Genomic DNA, 22,738 nt, shown 5'->3' with positions numbered 1-22,738 from the left:
CGGAGATCGCGCCGAAGGATGCCAGGATTAGCGGCATGGGCAGATACCTTCTGGGCTTCTTGACGGCCTTGATCCTTTCGACGCTTGCGGGCTTGCCTGCGCATGCGGACCGGCCTCTTACCGTTTTTGCGGCCGCCAGCACGCGCGAGGTTCTGGAAAAGATTGGCACGGCGTTCATGGCGGAAACCGGAACACCGCTGGTGTTCTCCTTCGCCGGCACGGGCACGCTCGCCCGGCAGGTGGAAGCCGGTGCCCCGGCGGATGTCTTCGTGTCTGCGGACGCCGCCTGGATGGACTACGTCCGGCAGGCCGGGTCGGTCAGGGCCGAAACGGTCGTGGAGTTCGCCTCCAATGCCCTCGTCCTGATCGGACCGAAAGGCAGCGTGCCGCTGACGCCGGTGGCCGGGGATCTTGCAGAACGGCTTGACGGCCACCGCCTGGCGATGGCCGACCCGGATACCGTGCCGGCCGGCCGCTACGGCAAGGCCGCTCTTGAGGTTTCGGGCCTGTGGCAATCGGTGTCAGGCGCGCTCGCGCCGATGGAAAACGTCCGGGTCGCCCTGGCATCGGTCGCCCGTGGCGACACGCCGCTCGGGCTGGTCTACCGGACGGATGCCCTGGTCGAACCGGATGTCGCCATCGTCTATGAGTTTCCACGGGACAGTCATCCGCCGATCCGTTATCTGGCGGCACTGACCGCCACCGGCCGGCATCCGGCCGCGCAGGCCTATCTGGAATTTCTCTCAGGACCCGCCGCAAAGGAAATCTTGCGTTCCTTCGGCTTTGTGGCCGATAACGAAGCGACACCCGGGCAATCCATCACCGGCCCGGGACCGGAAACAGCAGACTGACCGCACGTGGATTTCTTCAATCTTCAGCCCGCTGAATGGCAGGCACTTGTCCTGACGCTCAAGGTTGCCGCCGCCGCCCTTCTGGTCGCGCTGCCGCTTGCCGTTCTGGTCGCCTTTCTGCTGGCGAGGACCCGTTTCGCGGGTCATGGCATCGTCAATGCGCTGGTGCATCTACCGCTGGTTCTGCCACCTGTTGTCACGGGGTATGTCCTGTTGCTCGCCTTCGGCCGCAAGGGCTTTGCGGGCGCGTTCCTGGAAAACACCCTCGGCATCAGCTTCGCCTTCAACTGGACCGGGGCGGCGCTGGCCGCCGGTGTCATGGCCTTCCCGTTGATGGTCAGGCCGATCCGCATTTCCTTCGAGGCGGTGGATCCGAAACTGGAAGAGGCGGCCAGGTCACTCGGGGCGCACCGCCTGATCGCGTTTGTGACGGTCACCTTGCCGCTTGCCCTGCCCGGCATTCTCGGCGGCGCCATCCTGGGTTTCGCCAAGGCGATGGGTGAATTCGGCGCCACCATCACCTTCGTGTCGAACATTCCCGGCGAGACCCGCACTCTGGCGCTGGCGCTCTATACGGCGACCCAGACCCCCAGTGGCGATCTGGCCGCCTTCCGGCTCACCCTGATCGCTGTGGTCGTGGCGTTTGCCGCCCTGATCGCGTCCGAGGTGCTGGCCCGCCGGTTGCGGGCGCGCGTTGGGGGTGGGCATGCTTGAGGTCGACATCACGGGCCGGATCGGTCAACTGGACCTTGAAGCCTGTTTCCGCAGCAGCGGCGGCGTCACCTCGCTGTTCGGCCAGTCCGGCGCCGGCAAGACCACCTTGACCAACATGATCGCGGGGCTGATCAGGCCCCGCAGTGGACGGATTTCCGTCAACGGCACCACGCTGTTCGATGCGGACAGGGGCATCGACCTGCCGGTCCGGGCGCGCCATGTCGGTCATGTCTTTCAGGATGCCCGGCTGTTTCCGCATCTGAGCGTGAAGGCCAACCTGACCTATGCGCGCTGGGCCGGCCGGCGCCGGGGAACACGGGACATGGGTGAGGTCACGGACCTGCTTGGCCTTGGCGGCCTGCTCGACCGGATGCCGCGGACCCTGTCGGGGGGCGAGAAACAACGCGTGGCCATCGGCCGCGCACTCCTGTCCGACCCAAGGCTGTTGATCATGGACGAGCCGCTGGCCAATCTCGACCAGGGCCGGCGCAACGACATTCTGCCCTACCTCGATCGCCTCTGCGGGGAAGCCGGCATTCCGATCCTCTATGTCAGCCACTCCATCGAGGAGGTTGCGCGCCTGTCCAACACGCTGGTGATCTTGTCGGAAGGCCGCACACCGGCCTTCGGTCCGGTGGCCGACATGCTGGCGCGCACCGATCTCGGCCGCGCGACCGGGCGCCACGAGGCCGGCGCGCTGCTGGAAGGGACCGTGGCCGGCTTCGATCCCGAATGGGGCCTGACCGACGTCGACATCGGCGGCGCGGTCCTGCAGATCCCGGACTGGGTGGCCGGCGTCGGCGAGGCGGTGCGCCTGCGCATCCGGGCAAGGGACGTCGCCCTGGCCGTCAAGCCGCCCGAGGGCCTGTCGATCCGCAATGCGTTTGCCGCGACGATCAGCAGCATCTCCAGCGAGACTGGACCCTATGCCGAAATTCTGTGTACGGTCAGCGGCCAGACCCTCCGCGCCCGGATCACGAGAGCTTCCGTCGCGGACCTCGGCCTTCACACGGGCAAGACCGTCACGGTGCTGATCAAGAGCGTGGCCATCGACCGGCGGCAGCGGGTGCCGGCGCCGGTCTTCTCTCCTGCCGGCTAGAACCCTTCCCGATCATGCTGAAACACCTGTCCGGCCCATCCGCGGCGGTTCATCGCCTGCAAGATGCCCCGCAGCGCGCGTTGCCGGGCGAGCCGAACCGGGCAATCGCAACGTCACCATGACCGGAAAGTGTTCTTTTGATGCAGGCAATGCCTTTGACTTTGTTCCACCAGGGGATCAGCCAGGGTATACTGGGGCCATGTTGAGCAGACCCCAGCGCAGAACCTGGCGCAAGCTGAAGATCGGAATCGGTTCGGTGCTGGTCGCGGCGACGCTTCTGATCCTGTGGCTGACGGGGCACGCGAGCCTGCGGATCACGCTCGCGGAGCTGGAGACCGGCGCCAAAGCCAATCTTGCGGTGCAGACGGCGGTGCTCGAACAGCTACTCGACAAGTTTCGCCTGCTGTCACCGCTGCTTGCACGGGAAAGCAACACCGTCAAATTGCTGTCCCGACACGGCACGGCGCCGGACCCGGGCATCACCGCGATTGCCGCTGGCATGTCGGGTGCGGAGGAAGTCTGGCTGATGGATGCCGGCGGCAATGTGGTGGTCTCCAGCCGGGACGGCGTTGCCGCCGGGTCGATCGGCGGCGCGGAGAAAATCCGGCAGGCCTTCGATCAGGCCATGCAGGGGCAGCTCGGCCGTCAATTGATAATCGGAACCCCGGAAACCTCCTCGAACTACGTGTTCGCCTCGCCGTTGCGCCGGGGTCACACGATTGTCGGGGTGCTGGCGGTCAGGGTCAGCCTGGACGATGTCGAGCAGGCCTGGGCGCTCAGCAAGGATACCATCTTCGCTCTGGATACCAGCGGCCGGGTGGTGGTCACCAACGTGCCCGAGTGGCGCGGCAAGCAGGTTGATGCGCTCGATACGGGGCGCAACATCGCCGGGATGTCCGCGACCGGGCGACTGAAGCTGCTGCTGCCGCCGGCGATCGCACCGGATTACCACCTGCGCCTCAGCAAGAATGTCGCAGCGCTGGGCTGGCAGGTCCGCTCGCAAGTCGCCATCGAGGATGCGCGTCACAGATCCGGCTGGGCGCTTCTGGTGGCGCTGCTGGTCTGTGTGATCGCTGCGGGCGGGATTGCGACCCTGATCGCCCGCCGCGCCGAATTCGTCCGCCAGGAACGGCGGGCCAGGGCCGAGGCCCTGCGGCTGGAGCGCCGTGTGCAGAGCCGGACCGCAGATCTGCGCAAGGCGAATGTCCGCCTGGAGCAGGAAGTGCGCGAACGCGAGCAGGCCGAGGCCAGTCTGCGCCTGACCCAGGCCGAACTGGTACAGGCTGCCAAACTGGCAACGCTGGGAAGGATGTCGGCAGCGTTGAGCCACGAATACAGCCAGCCTCTCGCCGCCATCCGGTCGGATGCGGAAATCGCCGGCATGCTGATCGAACGCGGCCGCGCGCCCGAGGCCAAGGTGAATCTCGCCCGGATCGAGGGCATGGTGACCCGCATGGCCGAGATCGCGAAGACCCTGAAGGGGTTCACCCGCAAGTCGGGCACGGACATCAGGCCGGTGTCCCTGCGCCAGGTCATCGACGAAACGGCACTGCTGCTTCAACCGCAAATCAAGCGCAGCAATGTGCGGCTGGACATCGCCGTGCCCGGGGAGGACATCATCGTCAAGGGCGGGCGCATCCGTCTGGAGCAGGTGGTCATCAATCTCCTGTCCAACGCCCTCGACGCGGTCGGCGGAGTGCCGTCTCCGCAGGTCCGGCTGGCATTGCACCGGGAAGGGGACGTGGCCGTGCTGACGGTAAGCGACAACGGCCCGGGCATCCACGCCGAAGACATGCCGCAGATTTTCGATCCCTTTTTCACGACCAAGGATGTCGGCGCGGGGCTCGGCCTCGGTCTGTCCATTGCCTACAAGATCGTCCATGACTTTTCCGGGTCGCTGAAAGCGGCGAATCGGGATAGTGGCGGTGCGGAATTCGCCATGCGCCTGCCGGTCGCGGACCGGGGCGTTCTGGCGGCGGAATAACAAGAAAGAGGCTCATGGATCAGGCCACAGTCCTGCTGATCGACGATGAAGAGGACCTGCGCGGCTCCCTGAGCCAGGGGCTGGAGCTGTCCGGTCACGAAGTGTTCGCGACCGGGTCTCCGGCGGACGCGCTGGAGCGGATCAACCGGGGCTTCTACGGTGTCCTGGTGACCGACATCCGCATGCCCGGAACAGACGGTTTCCAGGTGATGCGAAAGGCTTTCGAGATCGATCCGGCCTTGCCCGTCGTGCTGATAACGGGCCACGGCGACGTGCCGCTGGCCGTTGAGGCCATGCGCGCCGGTGCCTATGATTTCATGGAGAAACCGTTTTCGGTAGCACGTCTTGCCTCCGTGGCCGAGCGCGCGCTGGACAAGCGGCGGCTTGTCCTGGAAAACCGCAAGCTGCGCGAGGAACTGGCGGACCGCACCGGTCTGGAAAGCCGGCTGGTCGGGCGGACCTCCGCCATGGACCTGCTCCGGCGCAATGTCACCGCGCTGGCATCGACCGACGCGGATGTTCTCATCCTGGGCGAGACCGGGTCGGGCAAGGAGGTGGTCGCGCGGGCTCTGCATGACGAGGGGCCGCGCCGCCGCAAGCCGTTTGTTGCGCTCAATTGCGGCGCGCTGCCCGCCGAGATCATCGAATCGGAACTGTTCGGCCACGAGAAAGGTGCCTTCACGGGCGCCAGCGGCCGGCGTATCGGCAAGCTGGAACATGCCCATGGCGGAACGGTTTTTCTCGACGAGATCGAATCCATGCCGCAGGAACTTCAGGTCAAGCTCCTCAGGGTGATCGAGTCCCGTACCATCGAGCGGCTCGGCTCCAACACGGCGATCGAACTCGACGTGCGCTTCATCGCGGCCACCAAGGAGGACCTTGAAACGGCGGGAAACGAGGGCCGCTTCCGTCTCGACCTGTTCTACCGGCTCAATGTGGTCAATGTCGTCATCCCGCCGCTGCGCGACCGGCTGCAGGACATTCCGCTTCTGTTCCAGCATCTCGCGGTGGAGGCCCGGGCGCGCTACCGGCGGGAAATCCCGGATATCAGCGAGGAATACCTGGCTGGTCTGATGACCCGGGACTGGCCCGGCAACGTGCGCGAATTGCGCAATGTCGCCGACCGGTTCGTGCTCGGGGTGGAGCAGGTCACCGAACCTGCCGGGGGTGCCGGCGCGACCCTGTTCGGGCAGGTTGCCGCCTATGAGCGGGCCCTGATCACCGCCGAACTCAAACGCAACGACGGCGCCATCAAGCCGACCTACGAAAATCTTGGCCTGTCCCGCAAGACGCTCTACGAGAAGATGCGGAAATACGGGCTCGGCAAGGACGACGGTCCGCCGGTTTGAGCGCGGGGCGGTAAGTTTCCTGCTGCCGGTTCCAGACTATTTTTCTGGCCGCGTGTCACAAACCAGTCCGTCCATTCGTCAATCAGGTGTGACCCTGTCAATGACCCACAATGGAAAGACACCCATGACACACCCTGCCGCCATCAATCATCATGAAAACGTGCCGGAGATCGTGAAGCGCCTTGCCGCTGCGAGCATGGAGATCGGCAAGTCCGGTCTGGAGCCGAAACTGCGTCACCTGATCGACCTGCGGGCGTCCCAGATCAACCAGTGCGCCTATTGCGTCAAGATGCACATCAGCGAGGCCCTGGCTGACGGCGAGAGCCAGGAGCGGCTGCAGCGCGTGATCGTCTGGCGCCACGTGGACGATTTCACGCCTGCGGAAAAGGCCGCGTTCGCCTGGACCGAGGCCTTGACGGAGCTGGACCCGCGCACCGACTACGAAAGCCTGCGCAATGAGTTGCGGACGCACTATCAGGATGCTCAGATCAGCGCGATCACCTCGGCCGTTGCCATGATCAATCTCTGGAACCGCATACAGGTCTCCAATCACTGACAGGCGTCCCGCACATGGATCGTTCGGACACGGATATTTTCGCTGCGCAGCGTCCGCGCCTGCTCGGTCTTGCCTACCGCATGCTCGGGTCCATGGCGGACGCGGAAGACGCCGTTCAGGACACTTTCGTGAAATGGCGCCAGGCGGACAGGGCACCGGTCGCCAATGCGGAAGGTTTCCTGACCTCCGTTTGCACCAACTGCTGCCTGGACCATCTGAAGGCCGCGCACCGGCAACGGGTCGATTATGTCGGCCCCTGGATCCCCGAACCGCTGCAGATCGAGGCCGGGTCCGATCCGGAACGCGATCTGGGCCGGGCCCAGTCGCTGACCACGGCCTTTCTGCTGCTGCTCGAGCGGCTCAGTCCCAGGGAACGCGCGGCCTATCTGTTGCGCGAGGTCTTCGGCAAATCCTATCCGGAGGTGGCGGCCGTGCTGGGCGTGAGCGAGCAGGCCTGCCGCCAGCTCGTGTCGCGGGCAGGCAGACACCTCCAGGATCCGGCCTCGAGATACGTTCCCGCACCCGATCACCAGGACCGTATGCTGGGCGCCTTCCTGGCGGCGCTCGAAAGCGGTTCGACGGACCAGCTCATGGGGCTGCTGTCCGAAACGGTGCAATTCAGCTCCGATGGCGGCGGCAAGACGGCAGCTCTCAGGCGCGTTCTGGAAGGACGCGCGGCCGTTGCCAAATATGTCGCCCGTATCATCGGCCGCCTGTGGTCAAGCGGCCGCCCGGAGCTGCTCGACATCAACGGGCTGCGCGGCGTTGCCGTCTTTGACGGATCGCGGGTCGTGACGGCGATGACACTGGGCTATGACGCCGACGCCCGGATCGACCGGATCTACAGCATCCGCAATCCGGACAAGCTGGTCAGGCTGACCCGCCCCTTGCGGCACGACCCGGAAAGCGGCGCCCTCTGGCAGTGAATGCGGCCCGCACAGTATGTGTCGGAATCGACACATACTGTGCGGGCCATGTGTCGGATTCCACCCATTTTTGGGGCATGCTCCGGATTGATGAGGGCGCAAGCCCTCTGTCAAGCTGCAGCATCGGGCGGTTTTGAACGCCTCGGAGGCACTTGGCACGGGGATTGCGTCTGAGGAGCCGATCAGCCGCCGCGCTGTCCGGCCGCAATGGCCGTCATTCTTCAATGTCTGGGAGGACATCCGATGAAAAAACTAGTAATTGCCGCTGCAGCCGCAGCGTCCTTCGCCTTTGCGCCGTCTGCGTTCGCAGATGATTGCGGTGACGGCGAAATCGTCATCAAGTTCAGCCATGTTGTTGCCGCGCAGGGCCATCCCAAAGGGGAAATGGCGTCCGCTCTTGCCGACCGCATCAACTCCGAAATGGACGGCAAGGCCTGCATGCAGGTGTTCCCGTCGTCGCAGCTCTTCGACGACAACAAGGTGATGGAAGCCCTGCTGCTCGGCGACGTCCAGCTTGCGGCCCCGTCCCTGTCCAAATTCGAATCCTACACGCTGAAATACCGTGTTTTCGATCTGCCGTTCCTGTTTTCCAGCATGGATGCCGTCACCACCTTCACCAAGGGTGACAAGGGTCAGGAACTTCTGGGCGCAATGTCCGACTACGGCTTTGTCGGTCTGGGCTATGTCTTCAACGGCCTGAAGCAGTTCTCTGCCAACAAGCCGCTGCTGGTGCCGAGCGACGCCAAGGGCCTCAAGTTCCGCGTACAGACCTCCGACGTCGCCGTGGCGATGATCGAAGCCATGGGCGCCAACGCGCAGAAGCTGGCCTTCAAGGAAGTCTACGGCGCGCTGCAGACCGGTGTTGTCGATGGTCAGGAAAACACCTGGTCCAACATCTACACCCAGAAGTTCTTCGAGGTTCAGGACGGCACGACCGAAACCAACCATCAGCTGCTGACCTACCTGGCCGTGACCTCCGACGAGTGGCTCAACAGCCTGGAGCCGGACGTCCGCGACCAGTTCCTGACGATCTTCAACGAAGTCACGGACGAGTACAACGCGCGCTCGACCTCGATCAACGAAGACAACAAGAAAAAGATCATGGAAAACGGCGGTGAAGTCCGCGTTCTGACGCCGGAACAGCGCAACGAATGGGTCGAGACCATGAAGCCGGTCTGGGATCAGTTCCGTGAAGACATCGGCCAGGATGTGATCGACGCCGCGGTTGCGTCCAACAAGGCCAGCTGATCTCCTGCCTGAAACAGGACTGCAACAAGACTGGAAGAAGGCCGCCCGGCCTTCTTCCTCATAACCACAAACAAGCTCGCCAATGAGCGCCCGAATTGGGGGATGGGAAAATGGGTTCGGAGTTTCTGGCCTTTTACTGGCCGCTCTTGTTAACCGCCGCGTTCTTTTGCCTGTATGTCATTCTCGATCAGATCGCGCCGAAATTCATTGCATCCCTCGATGAAAACATCGTTGCCGCAATCCTGGCGCTGATGACCCTCGTCACGTTTTCCCAGGTTGTGGCCCGCTACGGCTTCAATTCCGGCTGGGGTGCCGCGCTGGAATTCACCCGCGTGCTGTTTGCCTGGCTGATCCTGTTCGGCATGAGCTACGGCATCAAGATCGGCGCCCATCTGGGGGTCGACGCGGTGATCAACCTGCTACCCAGACCCCTGTTCCGCCTCGCTGCCCTGCTCGGCGCGGCCCTCACCATGCTCTATGCCCTGCTCCTGATCGATGCCGCCTGGTTCGGCAGCCTCTTGTCGCTGGAAAACAAGGGGGCTACGGGCGGTGCCTATGAATACGTGCACAAGTTCTACCGGTTGCCGATCGGCATGGAAGATCTGAAATGGCCCGGTTTCGTCCAGGAATGGTTCGGGGTCCGGGAACGGGTGCCGCGCTGGATGCCCTATATCATCCTGCCCATCGGTCTGGCCCTTCTGGCCTATCGTGCCGCCCAGGCCTTCGTCCTGATCCTCACAGGCAAGAAAGACGCCATCATCGCCGCCCACGAGGCGGAGGAACTGGTGGCTGAAAACAAAGACATCTTGAAGGATTAAGGTCGATGGAAACCGCATTCCTGTTCATGTTCCTGTTCGGCTTTCTGTTCCTCGGTGTTCCGATTGCCGTTTCGCTTGGCCTGTCGGCCGTGCTCTACATCGTCCTGTTCAGTCACGATTCGATGAGTTCGGTGGCGGTGCAGCTCTTCAACGCGTCGCAGAACTTCACCCTGCTGGCGATCCCGTTTTTCATTCTCGCCTCCAGCTTCATGTCGACCGGTGGCGTCGCCCGGCGCATCATCCGCTTTTCCATCGACGCGGTCGGCTGGATCCGTGGCGGTCTGGCGATTGCCGGTGTCTTTGCCTGCATGCTGTTCGCAGCACTGTCCGGATCCTCGCCGGCAACCGTGGTTGCCATCGGCACCATCGCCATCGCCGGCATGCGTCAGGCGGGCTACACCAAGGAATTCGCCGCCGGCGTCATCGCCAATGCGGGCACGCTCGGCATCCTGATCCCGCCCTCCATCGTGATGGTGGTCTATGCGGCCGCGACCAACGTCTCCGTCGGGCGCATGTTCCTGGCCGGGGTCATTCCGGGGATCATCGCCGGTCTCATGCTGATGACCGCGATCTATGTCATGGCGCGCGTCAAGAACCTGCCGGCGCAACCCTGGGCCGGGTTCAAGGAGCTCTGGGCGGGACTGTCGGAAGCGGCTGTCGGCCTGTTCCTGATGGTGATCATTCTGGGCGGCATTTACGGCGGCATCTTCACACCGACCGAAGCCGCGGCGGTGGCTGCCGTCTATGCCGGGTTGATCGCCCTGTTCGTCTATCGCGACATGGGCCCGCTTGTGGGCATCGGCTGGATCAAGGAGGATGACGGCGAACTGGGTCTTACCGGTTTCAAGACGATCACCTATGCGGTCATCGCCATGTTCGTCTGGTCGGCCCTCGCCCACGTCTTCACGGACCGAGCCGGGTTTTTCGGCATTGACAGCGCGGCGGTGCTGCTGGCCGCCCTGATCGGCTATCCGATGCTGCGCCACGGTCTTTCGCCGGCGGCGCTGCCGGCTACCTATGCGGTCGGCGGCAGGATCTGGGGCCGCAATCTGGGCTACATCGGCTGGAAGTTTTTCCCGGCCCTGGTCCACAAGGACACTAAGAAGGTCCTGACGGATTCGTCGAAGACGACCATCATGCTGATGTTCATCATCGTCAACGCCCTGCTGTTCGCCCATACGCTGACCGCCGAACAGATCCCTCAGGTGATCACCGACTGGATGGTCGAGGCCGGTTTCAACTGGTTCACGTTCCTGATCGCAGTCAACATATTGCTCCTGATCGGCGGCCAGTTCATGGAACCCTCCGGCCTTCTGCTGATCGTGGCGCCCGTGGTGTTCCCGATCGGCATGGAGCTCGGTGTCGACCCGATCCATCTCGGCATCCTGATGGTGGTCAACATGGAGATCGGCATGATCACGCCGCCGATCGGGCTCAACCTGTTCGTGACGTCGGGGATCACCGGCATGAGCCTGGTCCAGGTGGTCAAGGCGGCAGCGCCGTTCGTGCTTGTCCTGCTGCTGTTCCTGGTGATGATCACCTATCTCCCGGCCCTGTCCACCTGGCTGCCCTACAGTCTGATGGGACCGGAAATCATCACGCGGTAGAAAAGCTCCCGACACGTGTCTTCGCGGCGGCCTTCGGGCCGCCGCTTTTGTTTGTCAGTCCGGACTTCATCAAATCAGCGGCCCGGATTCGAGACCGGCTTTCGAGACCGGCTTTCGCACGTCCTCGGGCAGAGGTCGCGGACGTGGTTGCCGCAACAAAAAAGGCCGGCTCCCGAAGGCGCCGGCCGGCAGAATCTCTCGACAGAGAGCGGTCAGACGATGTTGCCAAGCTTCATGGCAACGCTCATGTCGCCCTCCACCTGCATCTTGCCGCCCATGAAGGCTGCCGTCGGATTCAGATCCCCGGACAGCAGGTCGGCCAGATCCTCGGCGGACATCTTGATCGTACAGTCGGCGTCCTGGTCCTCGTTGGACACCTCGGAGCCTTGCAGATAGATGATGCCGGTCTCGCCGAGATCGAATTTCACGGAGTCTTCTATGCCTCCGTCGGCGACTTTCTTGCGCACAGCCTCAGTCAGTTGTTCCAAGGACATCGTCTTTCTCCCGTTTGAAGTGGGCGTCCGCCCGTCATGGCCCCGTTGAAGCATGCCGTTTACGTAATCGTCAAGTCTGAAATACGGACACACGGTGTCAGGATCGATGCCTGGCGCAAGGGCCTAGTGATTGTCTCTGGGCAAGCCTTTGGTATGCGCCACATCCTGGTACTTCACGGCGGGTTCCAGAACCATGCCCTTGTCGAACTGGCCGATCATGGCACGCTGGATTTCCTGCCAGGGTGTCTGGCTCTCGGCTATCGGAAATCCACCGGCAGCTTCCAGATCCGACCTGCGCTTCACAAGCTCCTCATCGGAAACAAGAATATTGGCTGTGCCCTTCCTGAGGTCGATACGGACCTGGTCCCCGGTCTTCAGCAGAGCCAGTCCCCCCATCGCGGCGGCTTCGGGAGAGGCGTTCAGGATCGACGGCGACCCGGATGTGCCCGACTGCCGGCCGTCGCCGATGCAGGGCAGAGCCGTGATGCCGCGTTTGATGAGCGCCGCCGGCGGCTGCATGTTGACCACTTCCGCGCCGCCCGGATAGCCGATGGGGCCGGTGCCGCGGATGAACAGCATGCAATGCTCGTCGATATTGAGATCCGGATCGTCGATCCGGTGGTGGTAGTCCTCCGGCCCTTCGAACACGATCGCCCGGCCCTCGAAGGCCTCCGGATCGTCCGGATCGGACAGGTAACGGTTGCGGAACTCTTCCGAGATCACGCTGGTCTTCATGATGGCGCTGTCGAAGAGGTTGCCTCTCAGGTTCAGGAACCCGGCCTTCTCCTTCATCGGCTTGTCGTAGGGCTTGATCACGTCGGGCAGGTCCGTGGTGATGCCGGCGCAGTTGTCGCCCATCGACCTGCCATTGGCCGTGATCGCGTCCGGATGCGGCAGCCGTTTGTGGCGCATCAGTTCGGCGACGACGGCCGGCACGCCGCCGGCATGGAAATAGTCCTCACCGAGATAGTCTCCGGCGGGCTGCAGGTTGACCAGCAGCGGCACGTCCTGGCCGATCGCCTGCCAGTCGTCATTGTCGAGTTCGACGCCGAGATGGCGGGCAATGCCGTTCAGATGGATTGGTGCGTTGGTCGATCCGCCGATGGCCGAGTTGACGACGATGGCATTCTCGAAGGCTTCGCGGGTCATGATGTCGGAGGGCTTGATGTCCTCGCGGACCATGTCGACGATGCGCTTGCCGGTCTTGTAGGAGATGGCGCCGCGCTCCCGGTAAGGCGCCGGGATCGCCGCTGCGCCGGGAAGCTGCATGCCGAGCGCCTCGGCAAGGGAATTCATCGTGGTGGCCGTGCCCATGGTGTTGCAATAGCCGACGGACGGCGCCGAGGAGGCAACGAGATCCATGAAGCCCTGGTAGTCGATTTCGCCGGCGGCGAGCATTTCCCGGGCTTTCCAGACAATGGTCCCCGATCCGGTGCGCTCACCCTTGTGCCACCCGTTCAGCATGGGGCCGACGGAAAGCGCGATCGCCGGAATGTTGACGGTTGCCGCCGCCATCAGGCAGGCCGGCGTGGTCTTGTCGCAGCCGATTGTCAGGACGACGCCGTCGATCGGGTAGCCGTAGAGCAGCTCGACAAGGCCGAGATAGGCAAGGTTCCGGTCGAGGGTCGCAGTCGGCCGTTTGCCGGTTTCCTGGATCGGGTGCACCGGGAATTCGAACGCGATGCCTCCGGCCTCGCGGATCCCTTCACGCACGCGTTTGGCCAGTTCGAGATGGTGCCGGTTGCACGGCGACAGGTCCGAGCCGGTCTGGGCGATGCCGATGATCGGCTTTCCGGATTGCAGTTCCTCGCGGGTGATGCCGAAATTCAGATAGCGCTCGATGTAAAGCGCCGTCATTCCCGGATTGTCCGGGTTGTTGAACCAGGCGGCGGACCGCAGTTCCGGTTTTTTGATATCGTTCATGGCGCCTCATCCCTCAACGCGTTCGATGGCGGCCTGATTTCATGAATCGCATTCCCGCGCCGAGACCACGACTGCAAATGTTGAAATCCTCAAAGCCACACAACTGGTTTTTGTTTCTGATGAATTTCCGGAATTTGACAAAGAACAGGGGTCCAGCCGTGACCGGGTATCAGATGCCAAATTCGATCCACTGGTATTGCGAACCGATAAACACCAGCTCTCCTGCGCTGTAAAGGCAATGGCTTGTGAAATCGGTTCCGGGAGGGAAGGCAGCGCGGGTCAGGGCGCTCCTTTCAGGGTGTCGGCGACAGAGAACCGCGCGAACACCCATAGGATGGCCAGGCAGGCGAGGAACAGCACCGGGGCTGACGCGAGCGGCAGCAGCGCGCAGGCACCGCCGATCCCCGCCGCTGCCCAAAGGCAGCGCAGCAGCCGCCGGGCATGCACGGCCAGCAGGTTGCGGCGCATGGCAAGTGCCTTGAGGGCGGGAAAGGCGCCGATGTCGTCCGTATCGCTCACGGCCAGGGGAGGCGGTGTGTCGGTGCCGGGGGTGTCGTCGCCGGACGAGCTGCCCCGCAGCTCCAGGCGCGTCCGGTCCCCGGACAGGGTCAGGACCAGCGGCGCGGAGGCAGCGGGAAACCTGGCGGCCGCCTCGTGGACGGTGTCGCCCGGCTGCGGGTCCGCCGGAAGCTCAAGTCCCAGCATCCCGGCAAGGGCTTCCCGGGTTTTCGGGCTGTCACCGCAGGCCAGCCACGGCACCAGTCCCTCCTGGCGAAGGGCCTGCCCGGTCACACCCGCGTCCTGCCGAAGGGTTCCTTCCAGGCCGAGCACGCCGACGACCCGGCCGCCGACGGCCACGCGCAGCACGGTCTTGCCGTCCGCTTCCAGCGAACGGGCGATGGCATCGGCGGTGAAACTGTCGATCCTGAGGGTCTTCAGCAGGTCCGGGGTGCCGATCACCACGGTCTGTCCACCCAGGAGGGCGACGACCCCGAGACCGGGCGCGGGTTCGAACCGGTCCGGCAGCCTGAGGTCGACGCGCCACTGCGCGGCCAGCTGGCGCAGGGCATGGGCAACCGGGTGGGTGGATTGCGCCTCCGCGGAGGCGGCCACGGCAAGCAGTGTTTTCGGCTCGTTGTTGAATGCCATCACGTTGGTGACCATCAGGTCGGGGCCCGACATGACGGCGGCCTTGTCGATCAGGATGTCCCGGGCCCGTGCAATTCTGGTAAAGGCGCCGGGTGCCAGCTCCCGGGCACCGGACCCGAGCGCCGCCGTGTGAAAGACCTTGTCGGCGAAGGCGTTGATGCCGTCGATCAGGTTCGGCCAGGCCAGCAGCAGTGTCGCTGCCAGCGTGGCCGGTACGGCGGCGGGACCGGCGAATAACCACGACGCAGCCGCCGCCGAAAACGCCAGTGCAACTGACCAGCCGGCCTCCGCGACGCCGCTGCGGTCGCCACGGGGCGGCAGAATGGCGACGCCGAAGGCACGCAGCAGCATCAGGAACGCGGCTGCGACGGCCGGCGCGTTGGCGGCGCCCGCGCCGACGCCGTCCAGGCTGGCGAAGGGACCCGCGGCGTGATGCAGGACGAGCGTGGTGCCCAGCAGGGACGCGCCGGCGAGTGCGGTGATGATCGTCAGCGGTCGGCCTGTCACGGAATTGAGCGAGAACGACAGGGCGAGAAGTGAGAAGATCGAAGAAAACATGCTGTAGATCAGTGCGCTGTGCGCACCGAACAGGAACACCGTGCCGGCCGGTGGCCAGGACCCCGGCACCGCAACCAGGTTCGCCAGCACCAGACATGCGGTGGCCAGGATCATGGAAAAATACCAGATTGCGGAATTCAGGGCTGTTTTCGGCATGGCCGGTGGGCTCTCGTGACTATGTGGCTGTGGTTGCTGGTCAGGACGCCGGACCCTGTCGGCAGGGCGCCCGGAAACGACAGGCAAAAAATGCGGGAGGGACCTTGCGCAGGCAATGCCACAGGGTCGGCGTGGCGGTCGGTCTTGCCTTGAAGCGCGCAGTGCCTTGGAAGAATTACCAGGCACTGGCCACAGGTGGTTTCGACGGCAGATTGGCGCCGTCTCATGTATTGTTCAGAAAATAACCGGAGGGTGGCCGTTCGTTCCGGAGCCGGGCGCCGAAGTGTGAGCTGCCGGGATCGAATAAGCCGGGATTTATATTTGAGAGCCGACTGGAAATGCGTGCCAATTGTCGAAAAATATTGCCGGCAGGATCCGGAGGCCTGATTTTCTAGCCGGATATGTTTGGTTGGCAGCGTAGATGTGAGGTGATCTGTTTGCGTCCGATTTCAGCGGTACCGCGGGCTCCCCGCCGGACGGCAAAAACTGCCGGGTCCGGAGAGGATTGTGGTTATCGGAGGGCGCATGCCGGGGAATCGGTGCGGGGAAAGAGTCAAGGGCGCGACTCGCCCCGATCTGAAAAAAGACTCCCTGTCAGAGACTTGCCGGCCCGCGTGACACGTTTCGGCGCGGGTTTTCAGACAGTCTCCAGGTTTGCGCGTGACAGCAGGTCCAGCGAGGGCATGAGCGAGAGCAGTTCGCGCGTGTAGGCATGCTGCGGGGCCTCGAAGAGCCTGTCGCAATCTGCGACCTCGCACAGGTCTCCGTTGCGCATCACGCCGACCCGGTTGCACATCTGCCGGATGACGGCGAGGTCGTGGCTGATGAACAGCATGGTCAGTCCGAGTTCTTCCTGAAGATCCTTCAGCAGGTTGAGGATCTGCGCCTGGATCGACACATCGAGCGCGGACGTCGGCTCGTCGCAGATGAGAAATCGGGGGCGGGTGGCCAGCGCGCGGGCAATCGAGATGCGCTGCCGCTGGCCGCCGGAGAATTCATGCGGAAACTTCTTGCCCGCCTGGGCACCGAGGCCGACGTGATCCAGAAGATCGTCGACGATTTGCCGGACCTCTGCGTTGCCGGAGGCCAGACGGTGGAACCGGATCGGCTCTGCAATGATCTCCCGGACACGCATGCGCGCGTTGAGGGAGGAAAAGGGGTCCTGAAAGATCATCTGCATCTGGCGGCGCATCGCCAGGACTTCCTTGCGGTTCTTGAGCGAGGTCAGTTCGGTCGTGCCGAACTGGACCGAGCCTCCGCTGGGCTGGTAGAGGCCGGTAATCAGGCGGGCGATGGTCGATTTGCCGGACCCGCTTTCCCCGACGAGCCCGAAGGTCTCGCCTTCCTGAATGTCGAAGCTGACTTTCCTGACGGCCTGAAAGTATTTCCGGCGCGAAGGGAACACCGAGCCGCGGGTCTCGAAGCGCATGTCGAGATCGCGGACCTGGACAAGCGGACCGGTGACCTTTTCATAGTCGCGCACCTTCCCCAGCCAGTGTGTGGAAATGTCGATCTGTTTCTGCGGTGTGCCGGCTTTCTCGATGTAGTTCACCACCGGAAAGCGTTCGACCCGGACATCGTGGCGCGGCACCGCGGAAATCAGGCTCTGTGTATAGGCATGGTTCGGGGTTCCCAGCACCTGTCTGGTCTCGCCGTATTCGACCAGTCTGCCCTGATACATCACGGCGACATGGTCGGTGATGTCCGCGATCACGCCCATGTCGTGGGTGATCACCATCATGGCGACGTTGCGCTCCTCGCAGAGCCGTTTCATCAGGTCCAGGATCTGTGCCTGGATGGAGACATCCAGCGCGGTGGTCGGTTCGTCGGCAATCACCAGTTCCGGCTCCGCGCACAGGGCCAGGGCGATGACGACGCGTTGGCGCATGCCACCGGAAAACTGATGCGGATACTGCTTGACGCGTTCACCCGGGTTGGGAATGCCGACGGCGTCGATCAGTTCCACGGCGCGCTTGCGGGCTGCGCGGGAGGACAGCGGCAGGTGGGTCCGGATGGTCTCCACGAGCTGGCTCTCGACGGTCTGCAGCGGATCGAGCGAAGTCAGCGGATCCTGGAAGATCATGCCGATCTTGCGGCCCCGCAAACGGCGCTTCTCACTGTAGGGCAACTGGTCGATGCGAGCCCCGTGCAGGTAGATTTCGCCCTGGGCGATGTGTCCGGGTTCCTGAAGAAGACCGATCACGGCATTGCCGACCGTCGATTTACCGGCGCCCGATTCACCGACGACACCCAGCACCTTGCCGGCCTCCACGCTCAGCGTCACGTCGTCGACCGCGACGAAGACGGATTTCCGGCTCGGGAACTCGACCGTCAGATCCTTGATGTCAAGAACACTCATGAACGTCTCACCGCAGTTTCGGATTGAGGGCGTCGCGCAGCCAGTCGCCCAGAAGATTGACGTTCAGAACCAGCAAGGCCAGCGCCAGCCCCGGGAAAATCGCGATCCACCATTCGCCCGAATAAAGAAAGTCGTTGCCGATCGCGATCAGGGTGCCAAGAGACGGCTGTGTCGGCGGCATGCCCACACCGAGAAAAGACAGCGTGGCTTCAGTCACGATGGCGAGTGCCAGATTGATGGTGGCGATCACCAGCACCGGACCCATCACGTTCGGCAGAATGTGGCGGGCCATGATGATGGCCGGCGGAATGCCGATCACACGGGCGGCCTGAACATATTCCTTGTTTTTCTCCACCATGGTCGAACCGCGCACGGTGCGGGCGTATTGCACCCAGAAGGACAGCGCCAGCGACACGATCAGGATGTAGAAGGCGAACACCTCCCGGTCGAGATTGCCGACGATGCCGTTCGCGATGCCGTCGATCAGAAGCGCGATCAGGATTGCCGGAAAGGTCAGCTGGACATCGGCGATCCGCATGATGATCGCATCGACGCGCCCGCCCGCATATCCCGCGATCAGCCCCAGTGTAATGCCGATCACCGCCGCTGCGATGACGGAACAGAAGCCGACGATCAGGGAGATTCGCATGCCGTAGAAAATGCCGGACAGGAGATCGCGGCCCTGATCATCCGTGCCGAGCGGAAAGCGCGGGTCGGAATAGTCCATCCAGACCGGCGGCACACGGGCATCCATGATCGAGATCGACGCCAGATCGAAGGGATCATGCGGCGCGATCCAGGGCGCCAGGGCTGCGAGCGCGAACAGGATCAGCGTGCCGATGGCGGCGACGACCGTGATCCGGGATTTCAGGAAGGCGTGAAACAGGTCACTGTCGAGGGCACGCGCCATGCGGCCCTGGGGAGCGACGGCTTCCGAACGGTCCTGGACGGCTGCCTTGGCTTCTTCGTTGGAGACGGTGGGCATGGGGGCTGTCTCCCTTATGGCCGGCCGACCCGCAGACGCGGATCGATGAAGAAATAGAGAATGTCGACGATGAAGTTGATCATCACGAACAGGAAGGCGGTCAGCAGCAGATAGGCCGACATGATCGGAATATCCACGTTCTGGACCGCCTGCAGGAACATCAGGCCCATGCCCGGCCACTGGAACACCGTTTCGGTGATGGTGGCGAAGGCGATGATCGCGCCGAGTTGAAGGCCGGTTATGGTGATCACCGGCACCATCGTGTTCTTGAGCGCATGGCGGAAATTGACCAGCCGGTCCGGCAGGCCGCGGGCGCGGGCGAACTTGATGTAGTCGGTGCGGATCACTTCCAGCATCTCGGCGCGGATCAGGCGCATGATCAGGGTCATCTGGTACAGACCGAGCGTGATTGACGGCAGGATCAGCGCTTTCAGGCCGGACACGGTCAGGAAACCGGTGGTCCACCAGGATCCTATCTGGACGGTCTCGCCCCGCCCGAAGCTCGGCAGCCATTGCAGCGTGACGGAAAACAGGAAAATCAGCAGGATGCCGATAAAGAAGGTCGGCAGCGATATGCCGATCAGCGACACGGAAAGAAACAGTTTCGAAAGGGCCGACTCCCGGTTGAGGCCGGCGAAGATTCCCATCGGCACACCAACGGCCAGCGCGAAAATCGCCGACGCGAAACTCAGCTCGAGTGTCGCTGGAATGCGTTTGGCGAAGAGGTCGGAAACAGGCTGGTGAAACTGGTAGGACGTGCCGAAGTCGAAGCGCACGGCCTTGCTGAGGAAGTGATAGAACTGCACGGCGATCGGATCGTTCAGCCCCAGCCGCTCACGCAGGGCCTCGCGTTCCTCGATGGAGGTCTCGACACCAACCATCTGATTGATCGGATCTCCGACGAAGCGGAACATGGTGAAGGCGAGCAGGCTGACCACCAGCATGACAATCATCGCCTGCAGCAAGCGGCGTGTTGCAAATCCAATCATTTAAGCTCTTCAATGTTCGAATGTGTGTCTGACATCCACATGGTCCCCCGGCGAGGCCGGGGGACCATGCAGCAGGATCAGTTCTTGGTCACGAAACGGAACTTGAACTGGTTGTCAGCACGCTGGACCAGGTCGATGTTGTCAGCAACGCCCCATGCCAGACCCTGCTGGTGCAGCGGGATGTAATAGACGTTGTCATGACTGATCTTGTAGGTCTCGGCAATCAGCGTGTTCCGCTTTTCCGGATCGATTTCCACGAGGATCTCGTCCGAGAGCCGGTCGATTGTCTCGTCGCAGAAGCCGCCGATATTGAAGGGCGAGCCCTTGCCGGCTTCGTCGCGGCAGTTCATCAGGTTGTCGAGAATGCTCCAGCTGTCGAGCGAACCGGGAGTCCAGCCGAGCAGATAGAAGGATGTGTCGAACCCGCCGGAAGCCAGGATCTTGGCGAAGTATTTTGCCTTCGGCTGGGCGTTGAGATCCACCGTCACGCCAATCTTTGCCAGCATGGAGGCAACGGCCTGGCAGATGGCCTCATCGTTGACATAGCGGTCGTTGGGGCAATCCATGCCGGTGGAAAAGCCGTCCGGATACCCGGCCTCCGCCAGAAGCGCCTTGGCTGCTTCCGGATCGTAGGGGTAGCGCTCGAAGTCGCCGGCCTTGTCGAACAGGAACGGCGAGATCATGATGGCGGACGGCGTTGCCAGGTCACGCATCACTTTCCGTTTGATGCCTTCGATGTCGATCGCCTGGTAGAAGGCCTTGCGGACCCTGGCGTCCTTGAACGGGTTCTTGCCCTTCACATCCGAATAGAGCAGTTCGTCACGAGTCTGGTCCATGCCAAGGAAGATCGTGCGCAGCTCGGGTCCGGTCAGGGCCACGGTGCCGGCATTGTCGTTGACGCGTTTGATGTCCTGAACTGGGATCGGATAGACCATATCCAGTTCGCCTGACAAGAGCGCGGCGACGCGGGTCGCGTCCGACCCGATCGGCGTGAACTCGACCGTGTCGAGATTGTGGGTCGCCGTGTCCCACCAGGTGTCGTTCTTCTCGTAGACGGTCTTCACACCGGCTTCATGACTTGCGACTTTGAACGGGCCGGTGCCGTTGGCATGCAGCGCGGCATGGTTCGGCGTGGTGTCCGAGGCGGAGGTGACTTGTACCGCGTCGTTTTCGGTCGTCCACTCCTTGTCCATGATGTAGAACGTGTCCCACTCGTAATGCAGGATCGGGTTCGGGCCCTCGAGAACGAAATCGACGGTGTAGTCATCGACGATCTCCACCTTGGCGCCCGCCGGCACGCGGGTGCTCAGATCGGACCCTTCGGAGCGCACGCGCTCGGCCGAGAAAGCCACGTCCTCGGCGGTAAAGTCGCTGCCATTGTGGAATTTCACGCCCTTGCGCAAATGGAAACGCCAGCGATTCGGATCGACGACCTCCCAGCGCTCCGCCAGGCCCGGTTCGATGGCGAGATCGGCGCCGCGCCGGACCAGACCTTCATAGGTATTGCCGAGCGAGGACAGGGTGAAAGTCTCGTTGAGACTGTAGGGATCCAGTGCGTTCAGCGTGCCCTGGAAGGCGAATTTGAGTGTCTCTGCCTGCACAGCCGACACTGTTCCCGTCGCCACAAGTGCAGCGGTTACCAAAATTCTTGTGTTTTTCATCGTCCCCTCGTTTTCCGGTTTCCGGAAGCAACCCATGGTTCTGCAGACCCTGTCCGGGGCCATGGCGCCATGATGTCGAATTGAACTATGACACCGTAACCGTTTGGGTTCAAACCCGTTCAACCGGCAATTCGCGACATTCCCTTGAGCAGTCTGTCCAGAAATGCGGCACACCGGTCCAACTGGTCGAGGGCGATGAATTCGTCCGGCTGGTGGGCCTGGTCGATGGATCCCGGACCGCAGACGACGGTCGACAGGCCGTGCGACTGAAAAAGGCCGCCTTCCGTGGCATAGACAACGACATGGCGCCCGTTGTCGCCGGTCAGGCGCCGCGCGATCGGTTCGGCCAGGCCCTCGGCTTCCTCCCCCAGCCCCGGAACGTTCGCCAGTTCGCTGATGTCTATCCTGCAATTCTCGGAGACGGCCTTGAGGCCAGGCAGGACATTGTCCTCGATGAACGCCCGATATGCGGCGACCCAGTCCGAGGCGCTGTCTCCGGGCAACAGGCGAATGTCGGTGACGAATTCGCAGTGCTGCGCGGTGATGTTGTGGGCCTGTCCTCCGGAAATGGTTCCGCAATGCAGCGTGGTGTAAGGCGGCTCGAAGGGACAGTCCGGATCGGCCTTTGCCCTGTTCTCGGCGGTCCTGGCATCCAGCCAGCCGATCAGCTTCGCCGCGACTGAGATCGCCGAAACACCCCGATGCAGCTGGCTGGAATGGACCGGATGGCCGGTGATGCTGGTCCTGAGAACGACGATGCCCTTGTGTCCGGTGACCACTTTCATGAGCGTCGGCTCGCCCACGATCACGGTTGCGGGCCGTGGCCCCTGCTTCAGCATTTCAGGGATGAGGCGCCGGGCGCCGTCACAACCGGTTTCCTCGTCATAGGAGAGCGCGATATGGACCGGCACCTGGAGGTCGGCGCTGAGAAAATCCGGCACCTTGGCCAGAACCGTTGCGGCAAACCCTTTCATGTCGGCGGCCCCGCGGCCGTAGAGCCGGCCGTTGTCCGCCCACGCGGTGAACGGATCGTGCGACCAGTTCTGGCCGGCCACCGGCACGACATCGGTATGCGCCGACAGGACGGTGCCGCCGTCGGCATCGGGACCGATCCGCGCATGCAGGGCGGCTTTCTGGCCCGTCGGATCCGGCACCCGCCGCGACGGCACACCCCAACCGGCAAGATAGTCTTCGACAAAGGCGATCAGAGCGAGGTTGCTTTGGTCGGACACGGTGTTGAAGGAGATCAGTTTCTCCAGCATTTCACGGGGGGAATAGGTGCGGCTCACAGGTCCTCCGGCGGTTTCACGTT

At 63.2% G+C, this 22,738-nt stretch carries 18 protein-coding genes; 10 read left to right on the top strand and 8 right to left on the bottom strand.

What is annotated here, in order from left to right:
• Positions 1-35: 35 nt before the first annotated feature.
• From modA to WNZ15_RS12075, 10 genes are all read left to right on the top strand, one after another.
• A complete protein-coding gene (modA, locus tag WNZ15_RS12120) occupies positions 36-851 on the top strand; it encodes a molybdate ABC transporter substrate-binding protein (RefSeq protein WP_342893242.1) in 816 nt (271 codons plus the stop codon).
• Between the two features lie 6 nt (positions 852-857).
• Positions 858-1,565, top strand: coding sequence for a molybdate ABC transporter permease subunit (gene modB, locus WNZ15_RS12115; RefSeq protein WP_342893241.1), 708 nt, complete (start codon positions 858-860; stop codon positions 1,563-1,565).
• Positions 1,552-2,664, top strand: coding sequence for a molybdenum ABC transporter ATP-binding protein (modC, locus tag WNZ15_RS12110; protein WP_342893240.1), 1,113 nt, complete (start codon positions 1,552-1,554; stop codon positions 2,662-2,664). The genes modB and modC overlap by 14 nt, the downstream gene beginning before the upstream one ends.
• A 199-nt stretch (positions 2,665-2,863) precedes the next feature.
• A complete protein-coding gene (locus tag WNZ15_RS12105) occupies positions 2,864-4,648 on the top strand; it encodes an ATP-binding protein (RefSeq protein WP_342893239.1) in 1,785 nt (594 codons plus the stop codon).
• A 14-nt stretch (positions 4,649-4,662) separates the two neighbouring features.
• Positions 4,663-5,997 (top strand): sigma-54 dependent transcriptional regulator, encoded by a 1,335-nt coding sequence (locus WNZ15_RS12100; protein WP_342893238.1) that lies wholly within the window; start codon positions 4,663-4,665, stop codon positions 5,995-5,997.
• A 124-nt stretch (positions 5,998-6,121) separates the two neighbouring features.
• Complete coding sequence (locus WNZ15_RS12095; RefSeq protein WP_342893237.1) at positions 6,122-6,553, top strand: carboxymuconolactone decarboxylase family protein; 432 nt, start codon at positions 6,122-6,124, stop codon at positions 6,551-6,553.
• A gap of 14 nt (positions 6,554-6,567) precedes the next feature.
• Positions 6,568-7,479 (top strand): RNA polymerase sigma factor SigJ, encoded by a 912-nt coding sequence (gene sigJ / locus WNZ15_RS12090; RefSeq protein WP_342893236.1) that lies wholly within the window; start codon positions 6,568-6,570, stop codon positions 7,477-7,479.
• Positions 7,480-7,722: 243 nt separating this feature from the next.
• Positions 7,723-8,727, top strand: a complete 1,005-nt coding sequence (locus WNZ15_RS12085) for a DctP family TRAP transporter solute-binding subunit (protein ID WP_342893235.1) — start codon at positions 7,723-7,725, stop codon at positions 8,725-8,727.
• 110 nt (positions 8,728-8,837) lie between these two features.
• Positions 8,838-9,545: a TRAP transporter small permease gene (locus WNZ15_RS12080; RefSeq protein ID WP_342893234.1), complete on the top strand. Its 708-nt coding sequence runs from the start codon at positions 8,838-8,840 to the stop codon at positions 9,543-9,545.
• A gap of 5 nt (positions 9,546-9,550) precedes the next feature.
• Complete coding sequence (locus WNZ15_RS12075; RefSeq protein WP_342893233.1) at positions 9,551-11,152, top strand: TRAP transporter large permease subunit; 1,602 nt, start codon at positions 9,551-9,553, stop codon at positions 11,150-11,152.
• Between the two features lie 212 nt (positions 11,153-11,364).
• On the opposite strand, the gene WNZ15_RS12070 is transcribed toward WNZ15_RS12075, so the two are convergent.
• The 8 genes from WNZ15_RS12070 to argE all read right to left on the bottom strand — a co-directional run bounded on the left by WNZ15_RS12070 (position 11,365) and on the right by argE (position 22,715).
• A complete protein-coding gene (locus WNZ15_RS12070) occupies positions 11,365-11,646 on the bottom strand; it encodes an SCP2 sterol-binding domain-containing protein (RefSeq protein ID WP_342893232.1) in 282 nt (93 codons plus the stop codon).
• Between the two features lie 123 nt (positions 11,647-11,769).
• Positions 11,770-13,569, bottom strand: a complete 1,800-nt coding sequence (locus WNZ15_RS12065) for an IlvD/Edd family dehydratase (protein WP_342893231.1) — start codon at positions 13,567-13,569, stop codon at positions 11,770-11,772.
• Between the two features lie 279 nt (positions 13,570-13,848).
• Positions 13,849-15,432, bottom strand: a complete 1,584-nt coding sequence (locus WNZ15_RS12060; RefSeq protein ID WP_342893230.1) for an HAD family hydrolase — start codon at positions 15,430-15,432, stop codon at positions 13,849-13,851.
• A 637-nt stretch (positions 15,433-16,069) separates the two neighbouring features.
• Complete coding sequence (locus WNZ15_RS12055) at positions 16,070-17,791, bottom strand: ABC transporter ATP-binding protein (RefSeq protein ID WP_342893229.1); 1,722 nt, start codon at positions 17,789-17,791, stop codon at positions 16,070-16,072.
• A 7-nt stretch (positions 17,792-17,798) separates the two neighbouring features.
• Entirely contained in the window at positions 17,799-18,776 is a 978-nt protein-coding gene (locus WNZ15_RS12050; protein WP_342893228.1) for an ABC transporter permease, read from the bottom strand.
• 14 nt (positions 18,777-18,790) lie between these two features.
• The gene (locus tag WNZ15_RS12045; RefSeq protein ID WP_342893227.1) at positions 18,791-19,765 is read right to left on the bottom strand and encodes an ABC transporter permease; all 975 of its coding nucleotides are present in this window, start codon (positions 19,763-19,765) and stop codon (positions 18,791-18,793) included.
• A 77-nt stretch (positions 19,766-19,842) separates the two neighbouring features.
• Positions 19,843-21,426 carry an ABC transporter substrate-binding protein gene (locus WNZ15_RS12040; RefSeq protein WP_342893226.1) on the bottom strand — a complete coding sequence of 528 codons (1,584 nt, stop codon included), beginning with the start codon at positions 21,424-21,426 and terminating at the stop codon, positions 19,843-19,845.
• A 119-nt stretch (positions 21,427-21,545) separates the two neighbouring features.
• A complete protein-coding gene (gene argE / locus WNZ15_RS12035) occupies positions 21,546-22,715 on the bottom strand; it encodes an acetylornithine deacetylase (protein WP_342893225.1) in 1,170 nt (389 codons plus the stop codon).
• Positions 22,716-22,738 lie beyond the last annotated feature (23 nt).

The sequence above is a fragment of the Roseibium sp. AS2 genome, from assembly GCF_038900065.1.
GTDB lineage: Bacteria > Pseudomonadota > Alphaproteobacteria > Rhizobiales > Stappiaceae > Roseibium.
This window is presented reverse-complemented; position numbering and strand designations above follow the sequence as displayed.